Genomic DNA, 17,547 nt, shown 5'->3' on the forward strand with positions numbered 1-17,547 from the left:
ATCCGTACTGAATAGATACGGCGGATAATAACAGCTCAGCCAAATCCACTTTGACTTGTATCAGAGACTGCGAGGCCTCCCTGGCCTTGAATTCCTGCAAGCGGGTGTAAAATTCGCCGGTGAATGGCGGCTTAAAGCTGCTGCATCATCTTGCGCACGCCGGCCACATGCCGCCGACTAACGATCAAAGCGTCACCATTCAAGCCTTTCAGGAACAACTGGAAATGCCCCAGAGGCGTGCGCTGCAAGCGCTCGATAYGTTCTCGGGCAACCAAGGCGTTGCGGTGGATTCGCACGAATCGGTCGCCAAACTCATCTTCAAGGGCCTTGAGTGGCTCATCGAGCAACACTTCGCCGCCTTCGTGGCGCAAGGTCACGTATTTATGATCGGCAATGAAGTAGACCACCTGATCCAACGGGATCAGCTCGATACCCTTGCGTGTTCGCGCGCTGATATGGCTACGAGGGCCGCTGCCACTTTCGGCGGCGGGACGTGTCAGGGCAGCGAGCTGGAGACGGTTGGGTCGCTCGGCTTTCTTTAATGCTTCGTGAAGTTGTTCAGTACGCACAGGTTTCACCACATAGCCTACGGCGCTGGCCTGTAAGGCTTCCACGGCAAATTCATCGGGTCCTGTACAAAACACCACAGCGGGCGGAGTTTCGCGTTCGCACAACCGCGCAGCCACTTGCAGGCCGTCAAGGCCTGGCATGCGAATATCGAGCAGCACGATATCCGGTTTGTGGCTGTCGATCAGCGCCAACGCCTCTTCGCCGTTCGTGGCGCTGGGCTCCAGGACACTGTATCCCTCAAGTTCACCGACCATTCGGCTCAGGCGCTCGCGGGTCAAGGGTTCGTCATCAACGATCAGGACATTCATATTGCGCTGGATTCCTGCGTGAGTCTCGCACAAGGATAGCGTAGACAGGTGAAGTGACGTCCGTCACCGCGATCCACGCTAAGACTAGCGCGAGGGCCAAAAAGTGCCGCGAAATTGTCGGCTAATTTTTCAACTGCCGCGTAATTAGAGGCTCTAGCCCGCGTTGGCGAGGGATTCCCGTAGGGTTTGCCGATAGACAATATGAACACCCTCTCTTCTTATAGTCGGTTGTCGCGCCAAGAACGCGCGGATACTACTGTCCAACTGTAGACGGTTGCCGGGACGATATTGCGCAATTGGAAAATATCGTTGCGCAATTTCGCAAAGGTTCACCTTGAGTATGGACCGCGATATAAGAAAAAAACCTGTCGACCAGTGTCAGCGACACGAATGGCAACCCTGTTATTATCCGCGACAGCTTTCCACGTCACTTTTCTCCAGCCGAAACGAGCGAATTCATGAGCACTGACAAGACCAATCAGTCCTGGGGCGGCCGCTTCAGTGAACCCGTCGACGCCTTCGTCGCCCGCTTCACCGCCTCCGTCACTTTCGACCAGCGCCTGTATCGCCACGACATCATGGGCTCCATCGCCCACGCCACCATGCTGGCCAAGGTCGGCGTGCTGACCGATGCCGAGCGCGACAGCATCATCGATGGCCTGAACACCATCCAGGGTGAAATCGAGGCCGGCCAGTTCGACTGGCGCATCGACCTCGAAGACGTGCACATGAACATCGAGGCGCGCCTGACCGACCGCATCGGCGTCACCGGCAAGAAGCTTCACACCGGCCGCAGTCGTAACGACCAGGTTGCCACCGATATCCGCCTGTGGCTGCGCGACGAGATCGACCTGATCCTGGGTGAAATCACCCGCCTGCAAAAAGGTTTGCTTGAGCAGGCCGAGCGCGAAGCCGGCAGCATCATGCCCGGCTTCACCCACCTGCAAACCGCGCAGCCCGTGACCTTCGGGCACCACATGCTCGCCTGGTTCGAAATGCTGAGCCGCGACTATGAGCGTCTGGTCGACTGCCGCAAGCGCACCAACCGCATGCCACTGGGCAGCGCGGCGCTGGCCGGCACCACGTACCCGATCGACCGCGAGTACACCGCGCAGCTTCTGGGCTTCGACGCCGTCGGCGGCAACTCGCTGGATAACGTGTCCGATCGTGACTTCGCCATCGAGTTCTGCTCTGCGGCAAGCATCGCGATGATGCACTTGTCGCGCTTCTCCGAAGAGCTGGTGCTGTGGACCAGCGCACAGTTCCAGTTCATCGATCTGCCGGATCGTTTCTGCACCGGCAGCTCGATCATGCCGCAAAAGAAAAACCCCGACGTGCCGGAACTGGTTCGCGGCAAGTCCGGTCGCGTCTTCGGCGCCTTGATGGGCTTGCTGACTTTGATGAAGGGCCAGCCTTTGGCCTACAACAAGGACAACCAGGAAGACAAAGAGCCGCTGTTCGACGCCGCCGATACCCTGCGCGACTCGTTGCGGGCCTTTGCCGACATGATCCCGGCGATCAAACCCAAGCACGCCATGATGCGCGAAGCAGCGCTGCGCGGCTTCTCCACCGCTACCGACCTGGCCGACTACCTGGTACGCCGCGGTCTGCCGTTCCGTGACTGCCACGAAATCGTTGGTCATGCGGTGAAGTACGGCGTGGAAAGCGGCAAGGATCTGGCGGAAATGAGCCTGGAAGAACTGCGCAAATTCAGCGACCAGATTGATCAAGACGTGTTTGCCGTGCTGACCCTGGAAGGTTCGGTGAATGCCCGTGACCATATCGGCGGCACTGCGCCGGCGCAGGTCAAGCAGGCAGTGGTTCGCGGCCAGGCGCTGCTCGCTAGCCGCTAAATCGCTAAAAGCTTCGCGAGCAAGCCCGCTCCCACACTTGATCTTCAGCGTTCACAAATTATGTGTTCACCAAGTCAAATGTGGGAGCGGGCTTGCTCGCGAAAGCGATATCAAAAACGCCACAAAACCTACTTCTTGGACGCGATCATCGCCATAAACGCTGGCATCGCCGCTTCCTTGTCCGCCGCAATCCGCTGCACGTTCGGATTTTTTTCCAGACGCTCAAGCAGTGCCTTGGCCGCCGGCATATCAGCCAACAAATCCAGGCCATAAAGCTTCTGCCCCACCGCGCAGGCCAACGGAACGCTGTACAGGAAATACAAATCCGCAATGCTCAGACTGTCGCCCGCGACATAAGGAGAGAATTTGCCGTGCCGCGCCAGCGAGGCGAACCCCAGCATCAACTCGGACTTGGTCCTCTCCTTGATCGCCTCTGGCACCTGCATGCCAAAAAACGCCTCGCCGTAGCACATGCGCCCCGGCAACTCGATGTACAGCTCGATTTCCTTGGCCAGCGCCAGCACTTGGGCGCGCTCGAAAGGATCACTCGGCAGCAGTGGCATGCCTTTCTGGCTTTGTTCGATGTACTCAAGAATGATGGCGGTTTCATTAACGAAACCCTGTTCGACGCCCAGCACCGGCACCTTGCCGCGAGGGCTGATGGCCAGCGCTTCCGGGCTCGGGCCAGGGTAAAACAGCACTTCTTCGAACGGCAGTCCCTTCTCCAGCAGCGCCAGTTTCACCATGTTGTAGTAGTTGCTGACGCAAAATCCATAAAGCTTGAGCATCACAAAGCCTCCAGGCCGTGCGGGGGTTGGCAGTCCTGTTTTATAGAACGCCCAAGCGTTTCTTGCCAGCAGCATCACAGCGCTGAATGCAGGTAAACTGGCCGCCTTAACTTGAGGAGCCTGCCATGAGCGAGCCAACTGATATCGAAATCGACGAAGAAGAGTTCGCCGAGAATACTTTGATCGAAGCCATCGAAAACCAGATCGAAAGCGACAACCCGCCTGCAGCCAAGGCGACCTTCAACAAGCTGACGCTGGTCGGTTACGAGCGTGAAGAAATCCTCAATCTGATGGCACACGTTTTAGCGGTAGAAATCGACGCGATCCTCGAAGAAGACCGCGCGTTCAATACCGAATGGTACGAAACCGCACTGCGTGCGCTGCCGGAACTGCCACCGGAAAAGAAGTAAACCCCAGCGTTGTCGGCGGGGCTTTGTGGCGAGGGGGCTTGTCTGTGGCAAGGGACTTGCCCCCGTTCGGCTGCGCAGCAGTCGTGAGATCTTTAGAGCCGCTTCGCGACCCAACGGGGCGATGCGGCGTTCCGACAAGCCCCCCCTCGCCACAAATAAGCCCTGCCATCCCCCACAACAAACCGCTCCCACACAAATTGTCACCCATCATTCCTGCCTTCCCCCAGACCCTGACTACACTGGTACGCACCCCGCTGCCGCACCACTGCCGGGGAATGCTTCCCGAGGCGAAAAAAACCCTGATGCAGGCACTGGACATGCCGCAAAAGTGAGCTCACCTTAGGGGCGCTATCGTCTAATTCCTAGAAAGTCTGGAGTCCTTATGTCGCTTACCCCTGAGTTGGTTGCCGAACTGGAAATCCTCGCACTCTTTAACCTGGACAGTTCCCAGGAAGGTTTGAAAATTCATCAGACCGCTGCCCCGAAAGCCATTGCCGCCGCCCGACGCCTGTTTGAAAAAGAACTTATCGACCAGCCCGATGGCGGTTACCTGACCAGCCTTGGGCGTGACGCCGCACAAAATGTGCAGACGCTGCTGACCATTCTGAGCGTCGAAGAAACAGCCTGAAGACCACCACATCGCCCACGGAAATCCCTGCAGCCGGGTTTTCCGCGGGCACACTCCGTGACCTCCCGTACCCGCGATAAATATCTGACGTCAAAAAACAAATTCAGCTTAAGAGTGGCAGGCCCGAAGCGCTAAACTGCCCCTCATGCGCCAATCCCACTTCCGAGCCTCGCGAGCCGGTTTGAGCTGACATGACCCGCACCCATGAAATCCGCCCCGATCTGGACGAGGGAATCGACCGCAAGGTTCTCAGCCAACTGCGTGCACGCTTTCTAAAGCTCAATGAAGGTCGCATGGCCCGGGCCATGGAAGGATTGTCGCCCCGCCAGCAAACGGTGCTGACGCTGCTACCGCTGTTTTTCCACGTTAATCATCCGTTACTTCCGGGGTATGTTTCCGGCAGCACGCCGGCCGGGCTGTCGAACTTCGAACCGGATGCCAATGTCCTCGCTGAAGCGCAACGCCTGACCCGCTCGTTCTCCTACAAGCCGCGCCACGGCAGCAATCCGCCGCGACCGATCCACGGGCTGTTCCTGATGGGCAGCCTCGGCACGCTGGCTCAAGCCGATCAAAGCGACATGGACGTCTGGGTCTGTCATGCGCCGGACCTCAGCGAAAGCGAACTCGCGGAGCTGCGTAAAAAGTGCCAGTTGCTGGAAATCTGGGCTGCCAGCCAAGGGGCCGAAGCGCATTTTTTCCTGATCGACCCGACACGCTTTGTGCTTGGCGAGCGCGATACCCTGTTGAGTTCCGAAGACTGCGGCACCACCCAGCATTACTTGCTGCTGGACGAGTTCTATCGCACCGCCATCTGGCTGGCGGGCCGCACACCGATCTGGTGGCTGGTGCCGATCTACGAAGAATCAGCCTACGACCGGTACACCCACACGCTCCTGTCAAAACGCTTCATTCGTGCCGACGAAAGCCTGGACCTGGGGCATCTGGCCTACATTCCTCCTGGCGAATTCATCGGCGCCGGGCTCTGGCAGCTGTTCAAGGGCATCGAGTCGCCCTACAAGTCGGTGCTCAAGCTGCTGCTGACCGAGGTCTACGCCAGCGAACATCCGAAGGTTCATTGCCTGAGCCTGCGTTTCAAACAAGCCGTGTTCGCCAATCAACTGGACCTCGACGAATTGGATCCGTACGTCGCGGTCTACCGCCGTATCGAGGAATACCTCCTGGCTCAGGGCGAACCGGAACGGCTGGAATTGGTGCGTCGCGCGCTGTACCTGAAGGTCAATCGCAAACTCACCGGCAACAGCCGCACACAGAGCTGGCAACGTTCATTGCTTGAGCGACTGGCTCAGGAATGGGGCTGGGATCAACGACAACTGGCGCTGCTTGATAGCCGTAGCCAGTGGAAAGTGCGTCAGGTCAGCGCTGAACGCCGCGCCCTGGTCAACGAGTTGAACTACAGCTATCGCTTCCTGACCCAGTTCGCCCGCACCGAACACACCGTCAGCCTGATCAACAAGCGCGACCTCAACGTGTTGGGTCGACGGTTGTACGCAGCTTTTGAACGCAAGGCCGACAAGGTGGAGTTCATCAACCCGGGTATCGCCCCGGACCTGGCCGAAGACACGCTGACGCTGGTGCAGGCACCCAACAAGAAAGAGCCTGGGCAAAGTCAGTGGGGTTTGTACAACGGCAGCCTGACCGCTCAGGAGTGGGAGCATTTCGCGCCGATCAAGCGCAGCCGCCAACTACTGGAACTCCTGACCTGGTGCCACCGTAATGGCGTGATCGACAGCAGTACCCGACTCGCCCTGCACCCCGGCACGAGCGACCTGAGCGAGTTCGAGCTGTTCAACCTGCTCGGCAGCCTGCAACAGACTATCGCCCTGCCCCTCTCCACCGTCGCAGAGGCCCCTCTGCTGAGCCCCAGCGTACCGAGCGAGGTGTTGATTCTGGTAAACGTTGGCGTCGATCCGCTCAAGCATCATCGCGACTTGAACATCCTGATGACCACCGAACGCACCGATTCCCTGAGTTATGCCGGGGTCCGCGAGAATCTGGTGATGACGCTGGATCAGGTCACGCTCAACAGTTGGAACGAAGTGCTGGTCAGTCGTTTCGACGGCCCTCACGCCTTGCTCGACTGCCTGCGCGCTTACCTCAACAATCTGCCAAGCGGGCTACTGCAACCCAAATTGCGGGTTCGCTGCTTCTGCCATAACCGAGCGCAGTTTATTGCCCGACGGGTAGAAGAGGTGATCGACACCGCACAGAACCTGCTACTGAGCAATCTCAATCACCGCTACCTGATACAGGTTCAACAGCACTATCACGTCCTGGAATTGGTGCCGGGACAGGTGCATCACGTCGCCATCGCCACCTTGCCGGCACTGATCGATTACCTGGGAGAGGAACTGGCAGAGTACAGCCCGCTGCACCTGGACCCGATGGCGCTGGAAGATCACGACCTCGCGCTGATCCTGCCGATGGGCCAGCCCGAGTGCATTCAGGTGTACTACAGAATTAACGAGGATCAGGCCGATTTGTACGTTCTGGACGAGTTCAATGCGCTGTGGCAACAACGCGTGCCCTATCACGATGAACACAGTCTGTTGGTGCCACTGCAACGCTTCCTGCAGTCGATCCAGTACCGGCGCGATGCCTTGATGCCGATGTACACCGCGCAGCCCTTGAGCCTGGACACGTTGTACTACCAACTGCTGCCATCCGGCCCAGGGCGAGCGCGCCGAGTCGAAGCGCGGCCAGCGCCGCACACGCCGGTCAACAAACCGTTCTACGACGTGCAGGCGATCATTGGCAAAGCCGCGCCGGGCACGGCGCAGGTAACGTTGTATTGCAATCAGCGAGAGTTTTCAGAGTTGGAACATGGCGACCAACTGTTCAGCGTGGTCGCGCAGGAAATCGTCGAGCAGCGTCGCGAAACCGAACGCTATCGCTGCTACATCACCGACCTTGACCTCTCGGGCCTGCTCGGTGACGGTCAGAATTCCAGTAATTTATACCTGCGCTACAAGGCTGACCTGGAGCGCTCGTTGAACGAGGCGCTCGAACAGGTCTGAGGGGCGTTATTCCGGGAAGTGACCGCCATTGGCGGGCTGTGATTCGACTTCCAGCAACGTCAGCTTGAGGGTCTTGCCGCCCGGTGCCGGCCAGTCGATGTGCTGACCGACCTTGAGACCCAGCAGCGCACTGCCGACCGGCGCCAGAATGGAAATCTTGCCTTCGTCGGCGTTGGCATCCTTGGGATAAACCAGGGTCAGGTGGTAGTCCTTGCCACTGCTTTCTTCACGGCAATGCACGCGGGAGTTCATGGTCACGACATCGGCAGGCACTTCGTCGTGACCGACCACGGCATCGGCGCGATCCAGTTCGGTTTGCAGCGCGATGACGCCCGGCAGCGTGTCATCCAGGCTGTCGATCAGGCGCTCCAGACGTTGCACGTCCAGACGAGTAAGGGTGATGGAAGGTGCGGTCATGATTGAGGCAGACTCCTTTCTTCTGCACAGAAAAAGCAAAACCCCGCCAGAAGAAGACGGGGTTTTAACGAGCCTCGATGGGTTGAGGCGTTTCTGGACACTATCACAGCTCAATAAATATACAAGTGAGGCGCGACCAGCACCTTGTGGCAAGGGGGCTTGTCTGTGGCGAGGGGGCTTGTCGGAACGCCGCATAGCCCCGTTGGGTCGCGAAGCGGCCCTAAAGATCTCACGACTGCTGCGCAGCCGAACGGGGGCAAGCCCCCTCGCCACACAAGCCCACTCACCACAAAAGCAACTATGCCAAGGATTTGCGCTGAGCTGCCTGCGCACAAATAACGCGCCGCCGCTCATCATCCGCCGAGCGCCATTCCCGGATGTCTTCGACATGACGAAAACATCCAAGGCAAACCTTCTGCTCATCCAGCCGGCACACACCGCTGCACGGCGAAGGCACCGCCGGGCTGATATTGCTGTAGAGCGGTTTAGGCGCGCGGACGGGCGCAGGCTGGGTCACGATTTCACAGACCTTCGAAATCGAGTTCGACGTCAGCTTGCTGCTTGACGATGCGCTCAAGCATTTCGCCCAGCTGCTCTTCGCTCTTGTCGCACATCCAGCGCTCGCTCTCTTCGTCGTAGTCGAAGTGGAAGCCACCGGACACAGCCGCCAGCCACAGCTGACGCAGCGGCTCCTGACGACTGAAGATCAACTGGCTGCCGTTTTCGAACTTGACGGTGAGCACACCGGCCGAGCTCTCCAGATCGATATCCAGGCCACTCTCATCGAAAACATCCTCCAGTGTCTGCTGGGTGGCATCGACCAGATCGTGGAAACGGGCTTCGGTCAAACTCATTGCGGCAACCTCAAAAAGTGTCTGTTAACGCTCAAGCGCCGCAAGATACGGGCGAGCCCCGGTGATTGCAAAGGATAACGATCAAGCACCGATATAGGTACATCAAACACAGTACCTGTGGGAGCGGCGATGCAGCGACCCGACTAGCCTGCGAAGAGCCAGCACATTTATATCTATGTTGACTGAGCCACCGCTTTCGCGGGCAAGCCCGCTCCCACAGGGATTGCGCTTGGCTGACCGGCTCAGTCAAGCCCCGCCGGACGGGACCTCCATCGCATAGGCAAGCTGTCGGGTGGCCGGTATACTCCGGCGCAATTAATGCATTTTCAAGGATTTCGCCATGAAGCGCCTGATCTCCTCCCTTGCTGCGCTCGTCGCGGTTGCCTGCCTTGTGTCGGCCTGTGGTCAAAAAGGCCCGCTGTATCTGCCAGACGAAGACATGGACCCAGTCGAGCAGGCCAAGTCGTCGCAGCAGCAGCCTGCATCCAAAGCACACAAGCACGACGTCTACCAATAAGGGAACGACATGGACGCTTTTAATTACCGTGGCGGGGAGTTGTTCGCCGAAGGTGTGGCCCTGTCTGCCATCGCCGAACGTTTCGGCACACCGACCTACGTCTACTCCCGTGCGCACATCGAAGCTCAGTATCTGGCATACGCCGATGCACTGGCCGGCATGCCGCATCTGGTTTGCTTTGCAGTCAAGGCCAACTCCAACCTGGGTGTGCTGAATGTCCTGGCGCGATTGGGCGCCGGTTTTGACATCGTCTCCCGTGGCGAGCTGGAACGTGTTCTGGCCGCTGGCGGCAGCGCCGACAAAATCGTGTTCTCCGGTGTCGGCAAGACCCGTGACGACATGCGTCGCGCCCTCGAAGTCGGCGTGCACTGCTTCAACGTCGAATCCACCGATGAGCTGGAACGCCTGCAAGTGGTTGCCGCCGAACTCGGTGTTCGCGCGCCAATCTCGCTGCGTGTGAACCCGGACGTTGATGCCGGCACGCATCCGTACATTTCCACCGGCCTCAAAGAGAACAAGTTCGGCATCGCCATTGCTGATGCGGAAGACGTGTACGTCCGTGCCGCGCAGCTGCCGAATCTGGAAATCCTCGGCGTCGATTGCCACATCGGTTCGCAACTGACCACCCTGCCGCCGTTCATCGATGCCCTCGACCGCCTGCTGGGCCTGGTCGACCGCCTCGGCGATTGCGGCATCTATCTGCGCCACATCGATCTCGGTGGTGGTTTGGGCGTGCGTTACCGCGATGAAGAGCCGCCACTGGCTGGCGACTACATCAAGGCTGTGCGCGAGCGTCTCGACGGTCGTGAGCTGGCGCTGGTGTTCGAACCGGGTCGCTTCATCGTGGCCAACGCCGGCGTGCTGCTGACGCAGGTCGAGTACCTCAAGCACACCGAACACAAAGACTTCGCCATCGTCGATGCGGCCATGAACGACTTGATCCGCCCGGCGCTGTACCAAGCCTGGATGGACGTCACCGCTGTTCGCCCGCGTGAAACAGCAGCTCGTGCCTACGACATCGTCGGCCCGATTTGCGAAACCGGCGACTTCCTGGCCAAGGATCGCCAGCTGGCCCTGGAAGAAGGCGACCTGCTGGCCGTGCATTCGGCTGGCGCCTATGGGTTTGTCATGAGTTCCAACTACAACACCCGCGGCCGCGCCGCTGAAGTATTGGTGGACGGTGATCAGGCAGTTGAAGTGCGTCGGCGTGAGACGGTAGCCGAGTTGTTTGCTGGCGAAAGCCTGCTGCCGGAGTAACCCCATGCTGCTGCGTTTTACCAAGATGCACGGCCTGGGCAATGACTTCATGGTCCTCGACCTGGTCAGCCAGCACGCGCATATTCTGCCCAAGCACGCCAAACAATGGGGCGATCGGCACACTGGTATCGGTTTCGACCAGTTGCTGATCGTCGAAGCGCCGAGCAACCCGGACGTGGATTTCCGTTATCGGATCTTCAACTCCGACGGCTCCGAAGTGGAACAGTGCGGCAACGGTGCGCGCTGTTTCGCCCGCTTCGTGCTCGACAAACGCCTGACCGCAAAACGGCAGATTCGCGTCGAAACCAAAAGCGGCATCATCGAACTCGATGTGCGTAGTGACGGCCAGATCAGTGTCAACATGGGCGCACCGCGCCTGGTTCCGGCCGACATTCCGTTTGTTGCCCCGGAACAGGCCTTGAGCTATCCGGTTGACGTTGATGGCACCCCGGTCGAACTGGCCGCCGTGTCCATGGGCAACCCGCATGCCGTGCTGCGAGTCAGCGATATCAATAACGCACCGGTGCATGAGCTGGGTCCGAAAATCGAACACCACCCGCGCTTCCCGGCGCGGGTCAATGTGGGTTTTCTCCAGGTTATCGACCGCAGCCGTGCACAGTTGCGCGTCTGGGAACGTGGCGCCGGGGAAACCCAGGCCTGCGGAACCGGTGCCTGCGCAGCCGCAGTGGCCGCGATCAGCCAGGGGTGGATGGATTCGCCGCTATTGATCGACCTGCCTGGCGGGCGCTTGTCCATTGAGTGGGCAGGCCCAGGCCAACCGGTCATGATGACCGGCCCGGCAGTACGCGTATATGAAGGACAAGTGCGTCTTTGAGTGAGCGAAATCCATGACCGACAAGCCCCAGGTTCCCGCCCTGCAGCCCGACGAAGCCCCTTGCGAAAGCCTTGAGGTGGCGGCTATTGCCGCGTACCTGGAGGCTCATCCGGACTTCTTCGTCGAACACGAAGAACTGCTCCCGGCCATGCGCATTCCGCACCGCCGCGGCGATACCGTTTCGCTGGTCGAACGCCAGATGACCATCCTGCGCGACCGCAACATCGAGTTGCGTCATCGCCTCTCGCACTTGATGGACGTCGCCCGAGACAACGACCGCCTCTTCGACAAGACCCGCCGCCTGATTCTCGCGCTGATGGACGCCACCAGCCTGGAAGACGTGGTGATCAGCGTCGAAGACAGCTTGCGCCAGGACTTCCAGGTGCCCTTTGTCAGCCTGATCCTGCTGGGTGACAACCCGATGCCGGTAGGTCGCTGGGTCACTCACGCCGAAGCGCAAACCGCCATTGGCGGCTTGCTGACGGAAGACAAAAGCGTCAGCGGCAGCCTGCGTGAACACGAACTGGACTTTTTGTTCGGCGAGGAACAGCGCAAGCAAATCGGTTCCACCGCCGTCGTCGCGATCAGCCATCAAGGCATTCACGGCATCCTGGCTATCGCCAGCCGTGATCCGCAGCACTACAAAAGCTCGGTCGGCACCCTGTTCCTGAACTACATCGCCGAAGTCATGGGTCGCGTGCTGCCACGGGTCAACAGCTCCCTGCGCTCGGTACGCTGACCATGGAACGGCAACTGGACGCTTACTGCGAACACCTGCGCAGTGAGCGACAGGTGTCGCCTCACACGCTTTACGCCTACCGCCGCGACCTCGACAAGGTGCTGGGCTGGTGCGCCAAACAGAACATCGACAACTGGTCCGCCCTGGACATCCAGCGCCTGCGCAGCCTGATCGCTCGCCTGCATTCACAGGGTCAATCGTCCCGCAGTCTGGCACGGCTGTTATCGGCGGTGCGCGGGCTCTATCACTATCTGAATCGCGAAGGCCTTTGCGACCACGACCCTGCCAATGGCCTGGCACCGCCCAAGGGTGAGCGCCGCCTGCCGAAAACCCTCGACACCGACCGCGCATTGCAACTGCTGGAAGGTGCCGTGGAAGATGATTTCCTGGCGCGGCGGGATCAGGCCATTCTGGAGCTGTTCTATTCTTCGGGATTGCGTCTTTCGGAATTGACCGGGCTCAATCTGGATCAGCTGGATCTGGCCGACGGCATGGTTCAAGTGCTGGGCAAGGGCAGCAAAACCCGACTATTGCCGGTCGGCAAGAAAGCGCGCGAAGCGCTGGAACTCTGGTTGCCGCTGAGGGCCATGACCAACCCGGCAGACGATGCCGTGTTCGTCAGCCAGCAAGGCCGGCGCCTCGGCCCACGGGCCATTCAGGTGCGGGTCAAGGCAGCGGGCGAGCGTGAACTGGGGCAAAACCTGCACCCGCACATGCTGCGGCACTCCTTCGCCAGCCACTTGCTGGAGTCCTCGCAAGACTTGCGCGCGGTTCAGGAATTGCTCGGCCACTCCGACATCAAGACCACCCAGATCTACACCCACCTGGACTTCCAGCACCTGGCCACGGTTTACGACAGCGCCCATCCACGGGCCAAACGCATTAAGGGCGATGACTCATGACCATCCAATTGATCACCTTCGACCTCGACGACACCCTGTGGGACACCGCCCCGGTGATCCTCAGCGCCGAAGCCGTACTGCGCGAATGGCTGACCGAGCATGCGCCGAACCTGGGGGGCGTACCGGTAGAGCATTTGTGGACCATTCGGGAGCGGATCCTGAGCAGCGAGCCGGGGCTCAAGCATCGCATCAGCGCACTGCGTCGCCGTGTGTTGTTCCATGCGCTGGAAGAGGCCGGCTACGACCATGACCAGGCAAACGATCTCGCCGACAAAAGCTTTGAAGTGTTTTTGCATGCGCGACATCAGATCGAAGTGTTCCCCGAAGTCGAGCCGACCCTGATAACACTGGCCAAGCACTATGCCTTGGGCGTGGTCACCAACGGCAACGCCGACGTACGTCGGTTAGGGCTGGCGGATTACTTCAAGTTTGCCCTGTGCGCCGAAGATATCGGCATCGCCAAACCGGATGCGCGTTTGTTTCATGAGGCGTTGCAACGGGGTGGGGCGACAGCGGAAACGGCCGTGCATATTGGTGATCATCCGGGTGACGACATTGCCGGGGCGCAGCAAGCGGGGTTGCGGGCGGTCTGGTTTAACCCTCAAGGTAAATCGTGGGAAGCGGAGAAAGCGCCGGACGCCGAGATTCGCAGTTTGACCGAGCTGCCAGCGTTGTTGGCCCTTTGGAACTCCCAGCACTGATCTTGTGCATTACACAAATTTAATGTGGGAGCGGGCTTGCTCGCGAAAGCGCTGTATCAGCCGCCATCAATACTGACTGACACCACGCCTTCGCGAGCAAGCCCGCTCCCACATTGAATCGCGCTGTATTTGAGGATTTTGTACCCTCCATGAAAAAGCCCGCAGCGACGGCGGGCTTTTTCAGCAAGCAAGTGCAGACGCTTAGATAGGCCGGCTGCCGTACTTGTTATCAGGCTTCTTGGGAGGATCGGCGACCACATTAGCCTCCACTTCCTGCACCTTGCCACCTTTGGCCAAAAACTCTTCCATGGCCCGCGCGAGTGCATCGCGTTCCTTGTTCTTGGCTTCAACGCTCGGCAGTTCATCGACCGATACCGCAGCCTTGGCTTTGCCTTTGGCGGTCGGAACGGGCGCTTCACCACCATCGTCTTCAGCGACGTCTTCGGCCGCTGCTTCCAGACCTTCTTCGGTTTCGTCGTCGTCGCCTACTTCGAGGTCGTCGTTTTCCAGATCATCGTCGCTCATGTTCTACCTCATGACTCTTGCGAAAAGCAGATTAGTTATAGCCCAGCTTTACCGTCTGTCGACAGTCGCCGGAAAAATTCAATAACCACTGGTGACCAGCGGTTCATGCCTCTTCACCGTGCACGGTGGCGAGGACTTTACGGGCACCGCCAAAATCACGGTGCTCGCCCAGATAAACACCTTGCCATGTCCCCAACGCCAGTCGGCCTGCCGAGATCGGCAAACTGAGCTGACAGCCAAGCACGCTGGCCTTGAAGTGCGCCGGGAGGTCGTCCAGGCCTTCGTCGTTATGCTCATAGCCGTCTGTTCCTTGTGGGACCAGACGATTGAAAAACCGTTCGAAGTCGCGACGTACCGCCGGATCGGCGTTCTCGTTGATGGTCAACGACGCCGAGGTATGCTGCAGCCACAGGTGCAACAGACCGACCCGACACGCCTTGAGTTCAGGCAAGCCGGCGAGTAACTCGTCCGTTACCAGATGAAAGCCCCGGGGCCTTGCCCGCAGGGTAATCAGAGTCTGTTGCCACATACAGTTCTCCGCACGTTCGGGGCGCATTCTAGCGCGCTCTGGGAAAAAACAAAGGCCCTAATATTCCTTCAATGATGTAAGCCATTGGCCGCAGAAAAACGCCCGTCGTAAACGCCCCTGAACGTGTACGAAAAAACCTTTCAGCAGTACCTTCACTGACAAACGCCAGACAAAAAAATGCCCGGCAAGCCGGGCAAGTTTTTATGCGCGTATTACAAGTTGTAGCCGCGTTCGTTATGAAGTGCCAGGTCGATGCCGACAGCCTCTTCTTCTTCCGTGATCCGCAGGCCCATGACAGCGTCCAGGACCTTGAGAATGATGAAGGTGACGATCGCGGTGTAGATCACCGTGAAGCCCACGCCTTTGCACTGAATCCAGACTTGTGCACCGATGTCGGTGACGGTGCCGAAGCCACCCAGAGCCGGTGCAGCGAACACGCCGGTCAGGATTGCGCCGAGGATACCGCCGATACCATGTACGCCGAACGCATCCAGGGAATCGTCATAACCGAGTTTGCGCTTCAGGGTCGTGGCGCAGAAGAAGCACACCACACCGGCCGCCAGGCCGATGACCAGCGCGCCCATCGGGCCCACGGTGCCAGCGGCTGGAGTGATTGCCACCAGACCGGCGACCACACCCGAGGCGATACCCAGTGCACTTGGCTTACCGTGAGTGATCCACTCGGCGAACATCCAGCCCAGTGCCGCAGCGCCGGTTGCGATCTGGGTCACCAGCATCGCCATGCCGGCCGTGCCGTTGGCCGCAGCAGCGGAGCCGGCGTTGAAGCCGAACCAGCCGACCCACAACATCGCGGCGCCCATCAGGGTGTAACCGAGGTTGTGCGGAGCCATCGGGGTGGTCGGGAAGCCTTTGCGCTTGCCCAGTACCAGGCAGGCAATCAGACCGGCCACACCGGCGTTGATATGCACCACTGTGCCGCCGGCGAAGTCGAGCACGCCCCAGTCCCACATCAGGCCGCCGTTGCCGGACCAGACCATGTGCGCAATCGGTGCGTAAACCAGGGTGAACCACACGCCCATGAAGATCAGCATGGCGGAGAACTTCATCCGCTCGGCGAAGGCACCGACGATCAGCGCAGGGGTGATGATGGCGAAAGTCATCTGGAAGGTGATGAACACCGCCTCAGGGAACAACGCCGCAGGACCGGTCAGGCTCGATGGCGTGACACCAGCGAGGAACGCCTTACCCATGCCGCCGACGAACGAGTTGAAGTTGACGACGCCCTGCTCCATGCCAGTCGTGTCGAACGCGATGCTGTAGCCATAAATGACCCACAGAATGCTGATCAGGCCGGTAATGGCGAAGCACTGCATCATCACGGAAAGAATGTTTTTGGACCGAACCATGCCGCCGTAGAACAGCGCAAGACCAGGAATGGTCATGAACAGCACGAGGGCTGTCGAGGTCATCATCCAGGCGGTGTCACCGGAGTTCAGGACTGGGGCTGCCACTTCGTCTGCCGCCATAGCCAGGCCGGGCATTACGAGGGACAACAGGGCTCCTAGCCCTGCGAATTTACGCAGAGTCATATTGTTTTCTCCTGGGGCGTTGGGTTTGTGGCGGCTTAGATTGCGTCGGTATCGGTTTCGCCGGTACGGATGCGAATCGCCTGTTCCAGATTGACCACGAAGATCTTGCCGTCACCGATCTTGCCGGTGTTGGCCGCCTTGGTTATCGCCTCGATAACCCGATCCAGATCCTTGTCGTCAATGGCGACATCGATCTTCACCTTAGGCAGAAAATCGACCACGTATTCCGCGCCGCGATACAGCTCGGTGTGACCCTTCTGCCGACCGAAGCCTTTGACTTCAGTAACGGTAATGCCCTGCACGCCGATCTCGGACAACGACTCGCGTACGTCGTCCAGTTTGAACGGCTTGATGATGGCAGTGACTAGCTTCATGAAAACTCTCTCCCGAATTGGTGGACTTGCCCCAGGAAAACAAACCCGTCTCAAGTCTAAGCGCAGTGCCTGGCTTTGTAACGCATCGTCGGCCTTGAATGCCCGTCCGACGCCAGCTAACCACCCCGAACGAAACACTTGCCCCGTTTCGCCTGGCGCACTGCATTCGACACAGCGACTGCATCAGTGCATGGGTTGATAGTCACTAAGCAGAAAGCTTGCCATCTCGACAAAACCTACTGAATTCAATCCTTTGGCCAATACCGCAGTCCGCCACCCTGATTTACCCGAGAACTAACGCACAACAACAGTGCGTTGCCGTCCGTCCGCATGCGCGAAAAACGTGCGTCGGTTGGCTACCGGAATTGACTATAGACACTGCGTGATACACTGCCCGCAAATGTTTCCAGGACCTTTCCCATGCTCGCGCCCAAAGACTTCCTAGACGCCCTGACGGGCACCGCTTCCCGCCTCTTCAGTGGCGATACCCCGTTGCCGAAAAGCGAAATCGAAAGCCAGTTCAAGGCGCTGTTGCAGAGCGGCTTCAGCAAGCTCGATCTGGTCAGCCGGGAAGAGTTCGATAGCCAGATGGTCGTGCTCGCACGCACCCGGGCACGGCTGGAGAGTCTTGAGGCGAAGGTGGCGGAGCTGGAAGCGAAGTTGACTCCACCTGCCGAGTAATACAGCAGACCCCACCGTGAAACCCAATTCACTGTGAACCCCATTCAACTGTGGGAGCGAGCCTGCTCGCGATA

General features: G+C 59.2%; 20 protein-coding genes and 1 pseudogene. 11 read left to right on the forward strand and 10 right to left on the reverse strand.

What is annotated here, in order from left to right:
• Positions 1 to 131 precede the first annotated feature (131 nt).
• Complete coding sequence (locus AC1DRJ_RS00250; RefSeq protein ID WP_477800265.1) at positions 132 to 878, reverse strand: LytR/AlgR family response regulator transcription factor; 747 nt, start codon at positions 876 to 878, stop codon at positions 132 to 134.
• Positions 875 to 988 (reverse strand): annotated as a pseudogene (locus tag AC1DRJ_RS00255) (sensor histidine kinase); the annotation flags it as partial. The pseudogene AC1DRJ_RS00255 and the gene AC1DRJ_RS00250, both read right to left, overlap by 4 nt.
• Positions 989 to 1,336: 348 nt before the next feature.
• Between AC1DRJ_RS00255 and argH the strand changes: the two are divergent.
• A complete protein-coding gene (argH, locus tag AC1DRJ_RS00260) occupies positions 1,337 to 2,731 on the forward strand; it encodes an argininosuccinate lyase (RefSeq protein WP_310262298.1) in 1,395 nt (464 codons plus the stop codon).
• A 128-nt stretch (positions 2,732 to 2,859) separates the two neighbouring features.
• Here argH and AC1DRJ_RS00265 read toward each other — a convergent pair whose 3' ends face one another.
• A complete protein-coding gene (locus tag AC1DRJ_RS00265; protein WP_477800266.1) occupies positions 2,860 to 3,519 on the reverse strand; it encodes a glutathione S-transferase family protein in 660 nt (219 codons plus the stop codon).
• 125 nt (positions 3,520 to 3,644) lie between these two features.
• Here AC1DRJ_RS00265 and AC1DRJ_RS00270 point away from each other — a divergent pair, with 125 nt between their 5' ends.
• The 3 genes from AC1DRJ_RS00270 to AC1DRJ_RS00280 all read left to right on the forward strand — a co-directional run bounded on the left by AC1DRJ_RS00270 (position 3,645) and on the right by AC1DRJ_RS00280 (position 7,592).
• On the forward strand, positions 3,645 to 3,929 hold the full coding sequence (locus AC1DRJ_RS00270; protein WP_007894899.1) for a hypothetical protein: 285 nt from the start codon (positions 3,645 to 3,647) through the stop codon (positions 3,927 to 3,929).
• A 382-nt stretch (positions 3,930 to 4,311) separates the two neighbouring features.
• Positions 4,312 to 4,557 carry a TIGR02647 family protein gene (locus tag AC1DRJ_RS00275; protein WP_477800267.1) on the forward strand — a complete coding sequence of 82 codons (246 nt, stop codon included), beginning with the start codon at positions 4,312 to 4,314 and terminating at the stop codon, positions 4,555 to 4,557.
• A 191-nt stretch (positions 4,558 to 4,748) separates the two neighbouring features.
• Positions 4,749 to 7,592, forward strand: coding sequence for a class I adenylate cyclase (locus tag AC1DRJ_RS00280; protein ID WP_477800268.1), 2,844 nt, complete (start codon positions 4,749 to 4,751; stop codon positions 7,590 to 7,592).
• A gap of 6 nt (positions 7,593 to 7,598) precedes the next feature.
• On the opposite strand, the gene rnk is transcribed toward AC1DRJ_RS00280, so the two are convergent.
• The 3 genes from rnk to cyaY all read right to left on the reverse strand — a co-directional run bounded on the left by rnk (position 7,599) and on the right by cyaY (position 8,863).
• The gene (rnk, locus tag AC1DRJ_RS00285) at positions 7,599 to 8,009 is read right to left on the reverse strand and encodes a nucleoside diphosphate kinase regulator (protein ID WP_477800269.1); all 411 of its coding nucleotides are present in this window, start codon (positions 8,007 to 8,009) and stop codon (positions 7,599 to 7,601) included.
• A 298-nt stretch (positions 8,010 to 8,307) separates the two neighbouring features.
• Positions 8,308 to 8,526, reverse strand: a complete 219-nt coding sequence (locus AC1DRJ_RS00290; RefSeq protein WP_477800270.1) for a DUF1289 domain-containing protein — start codon at positions 8,524 to 8,526, stop codon at positions 8,308 to 8,310.
• Positions 8,527 to 8,530: 4 nt separating this feature from the next.
• Positions 8,531 to 8,863 carry an iron donor protein CyaY gene (cyaY, locus tag AC1DRJ_RS00295; protein ID WP_477800271.1) on the reverse strand — a complete coding sequence of 111 codons (333 nt, stop codon included), beginning with the start codon at positions 8,861 to 8,863 and terminating at the stop codon, positions 8,531 to 8,533.
• Between the two features lie 340 nt (positions 8,864 to 9,203).
• Between cyaY and lptM the strand changes: the two genes are divergently transcribed.
• The 6 genes from lptM to AC1DRJ_RS00325 are packed head-to-tail and all read left to right on the forward strand — an operon-like array spanning position 9,204 to position 13,814.
• A complete protein-coding gene (lptM, locus tag AC1DRJ_RS00300) occupies positions 9,204 to 9,380 on the forward strand; it encodes an LPS translocon maturation chaperone LptM (RefSeq protein WP_477800272.1) in 177 nt (58 codons plus the stop codon).
• 9 nt (positions 9,381 to 9,389) lie between these two features.
• Positions 9,390 to 10,637, forward strand: a complete 1,248-nt coding sequence (gene lysA, locus AC1DRJ_RS00305; protein WP_477800273.1) for a diaminopimelate decarboxylase — start codon at positions 9,390 to 9,392, stop codon at positions 10,635 to 10,637.
• A gap of 4 nt (positions 10,638 to 10,641) precedes the next feature.
• Positions 10,642 to 11,472: a diaminopimelate epimerase gene (gene dapF / locus AC1DRJ_RS00310; RefSeq protein ID WP_223517754.1), complete on the forward strand. Its 831-nt coding sequence runs from the start codon at positions 10,642 to 10,644 to the stop codon at positions 11,470 to 11,472.
• 13 nt (positions 11,473 to 11,485) lie between these two features.
• On the forward strand, positions 11,486 to 12,211 hold the full coding sequence (locus AC1DRJ_RS00315) for a DUF484 family protein (protein WP_477800274.1): 726 nt from the start codon (positions 11,486 to 11,488) through the stop codon (positions 12,209 to 12,211).
• A 2-nt stretch (positions 12,212 to 12,213) separates the two neighbouring features.
• Entirely contained in the window at positions 12,214 to 13,113 is a 900-nt protein-coding gene (gene xerC / locus AC1DRJ_RS00320) for a tyrosine recombinase XerC (RefSeq protein WP_477800275.1), read from the forward strand.
• A complete protein-coding gene (locus AC1DRJ_RS00325; RefSeq protein ID WP_477800276.1) occupies positions 13,110 to 13,814 on the forward strand; it encodes an HAD family hydrolase in 705 nt (234 codons plus the stop codon). Before xerC ends, AC1DRJ_RS00325 begins: the two co-directional genes overlap by 4 nt.
• A gap of 201 nt (positions 13,815 to 14,015) precedes the next feature.
• Here the strand turns inward: AC1DRJ_RS00325 and sutA are convergent, their stop codons facing one another.
• The 4 genes from sutA to glnK all read right to left on the reverse strand — a co-directional run bounded on the left by sutA (position 14,016) and on the right by glnK (position 16,792).
• Positions 14,016 to 14,339 (reverse strand): transcriptional regulator SutA, encoded by a 324-nt coding sequence (gene sutA / locus AC1DRJ_RS00330; protein ID WP_007942370.1) that lies wholly within the window; start codon positions 14,337 to 14,339, stop codon positions 14,016 to 14,018.
• 103 nt (positions 14,340 to 14,442) lie between these two features.
• Entirely contained in the window at positions 14,443 to 14,868 is a 426-nt protein-coding gene (locus AC1DRJ_RS00335; protein ID WP_007942369.1) for a secondary thiamine-phosphate synthase enzyme YjbQ, read from the reverse strand.
• A 212-nt stretch (positions 14,869 to 15,080) separates the two neighbouring features.
• Positions 15,081 to 16,418: an ammonium transporter gene (locus tag AC1DRJ_RS00340; RefSeq protein ID WP_477800277.1), complete on the reverse strand. Its 1,338-nt coding sequence runs from the start codon at positions 16,416 to 16,418 to the stop codon at positions 15,081 to 15,083.
• Between the two features lie 35 nt (positions 16,419 to 16,453).
• Positions 16,454 to 16,792, reverse strand: coding sequence for a P-II family nitrogen regulator (gene glnK, locus AC1DRJ_RS00345; RefSeq protein WP_002555808.1), 339 nt, complete (start codon positions 16,790 to 16,792; stop codon positions 16,454 to 16,456).
• Between the two features lie 420 nt (positions 16,793 to 17,212).
• Here glnK and AC1DRJ_RS00350 point away from each other — a divergent pair, with 420 nt between their 5' ends.
• Positions 17,213 to 17,473 (forward strand): accessory factor UbiK family protein, encoded by a 261-nt coding sequence (locus AC1DRJ_RS00350; RefSeq protein ID WP_429533263.1) that lies wholly within the window; start codon positions 17,213 to 17,215, stop codon positions 17,471 to 17,473.
• Positions 17,474 to 17,547 lie beyond the last annotated feature (74 nt).

The sequence above is a fragment of the Pseudomonas sp. P5_B2 genome, assembly GCF_056400445.1.

Excerpts from the sequence above, each read along its gene's own strand:
- argH (WP_310262298.1), top strand. The coding sequence starts at position 1,337 with ATGAGCACTGACAAGACCAATCAGTCCTGGGGCGGCCGCTTCAGTGAA.
- AC1DRJ_RS00265 (WP_477800266.1), bottom strand. The coding sequence starts at position 3,519 with ATGCTCAAGCTTTATGGATTTTGCGTCAGCAACTACTACAACATGGTG.
- AC1DRJ_RS00270 (WP_007894899.1), top strand. The coding sequence starts at position 3,645 with ATGAGCGAGCCAACTGATATCGAAATCGACGAAGAAGAGTTCGCCGAG.
- AC1DRJ_RS00275 (WP_477800267.1), top strand. The coding sequence starts at position 4,312 with ATGTCGCTTACCCCTGAGTTGGTTGCCGAACTGGAAATCCTCGCACTC.
- AC1DRJ_RS00280 (WP_477800268.1), top strand. The coding sequence starts at position 4,749 with ATGACCCGCACCCATGAAATCCGCCCCGATCTGGACGAGGGAATCGAC.
- rnk (WP_477800269.1), bottom strand. The coding sequence starts at position 8,009 with ATGACCGCACCTTCCATCACCCTTACTCGTCTGGACGTGCAACGTCTG.
- cyaY (WP_477800271.1), bottom strand. The coding sequence starts at position 8,863 with ATGAGTTTGACCGAAGCCCGTTTCCACGATCTGGTCGATGCCACCCAG.
- lptM (WP_477800272.1), top strand. The coding sequence starts at position 9,204 with ATGAAGCGCCTGATCTCCTCCCTTGCTGCGCTCGTCGCGGTTGCCTGC.
- lysA (WP_477800273.1), top strand. The coding sequence starts at position 9,390 with ATGGACGCTTTTAATTACCGTGGCGGGGAGTTGTTCGCCGAAGGTGTG.
- dapF (WP_223517754.1), top strand. The coding sequence starts at position 10,642 with ATGCTGCTGCGTTTTACCAAGATGCACGGCCTGGGCAATGACTTCATG.
- AC1DRJ_RS00315 (WP_477800274.1), top strand. The coding sequence starts at position 11,486 with ATGACCGACAAGCCCCAGGTTCCCGCCCTGCAGCCCGACGAAGCCCCT.
- xerC (WP_477800275.1), top strand. The coding sequence starts at position 12,214 with ATGGAACGGCAACTGGACGCTTACTGCGAACACCTGCGCAGTGAGCGA.
- AC1DRJ_RS00325 (WP_477800276.1), top strand. The coding sequence starts at position 13,110 with ATGACCATCCAATTGATCACCTTCGACCTCGACGACACCCTGTGGGAC.
- sutA (WP_007942370.1), bottom strand. The coding sequence starts at position 14,339 with ATGAGCGACGATGATCTGGAAAACGACGACCTCGAAGTAGGCGACGAC.
- AC1DRJ_RS00335 (WP_007942369.1), bottom strand. The coding sequence starts at position 14,868 with ATGTGGCAACAGACTCTGATTACCCTGCGGGCAAGGCCCCGGGGCTTT.
- AC1DRJ_RS00340 (WP_477800277.1), bottom strand. The coding sequence starts at position 16,418 with ATGACTCTGCGTAAATTCGCAGGGCTAGGAGCCCTGTTGTCCCTCGTA.
- glnK (WP_002555808.1), bottom strand. The coding sequence starts at position 16,792 with ATGAAGCTAGTCACTGCCATCATCAAGCCGTTCAAACTGGACGACGTA.
- AC1DRJ_RS00350 (WP_429533263.1), top strand. The coding sequence starts at position 17,213 with ATGCTCGCGCCCAAAGACTTCCTAGACGCCCTGACGGGCACCGCTTCC.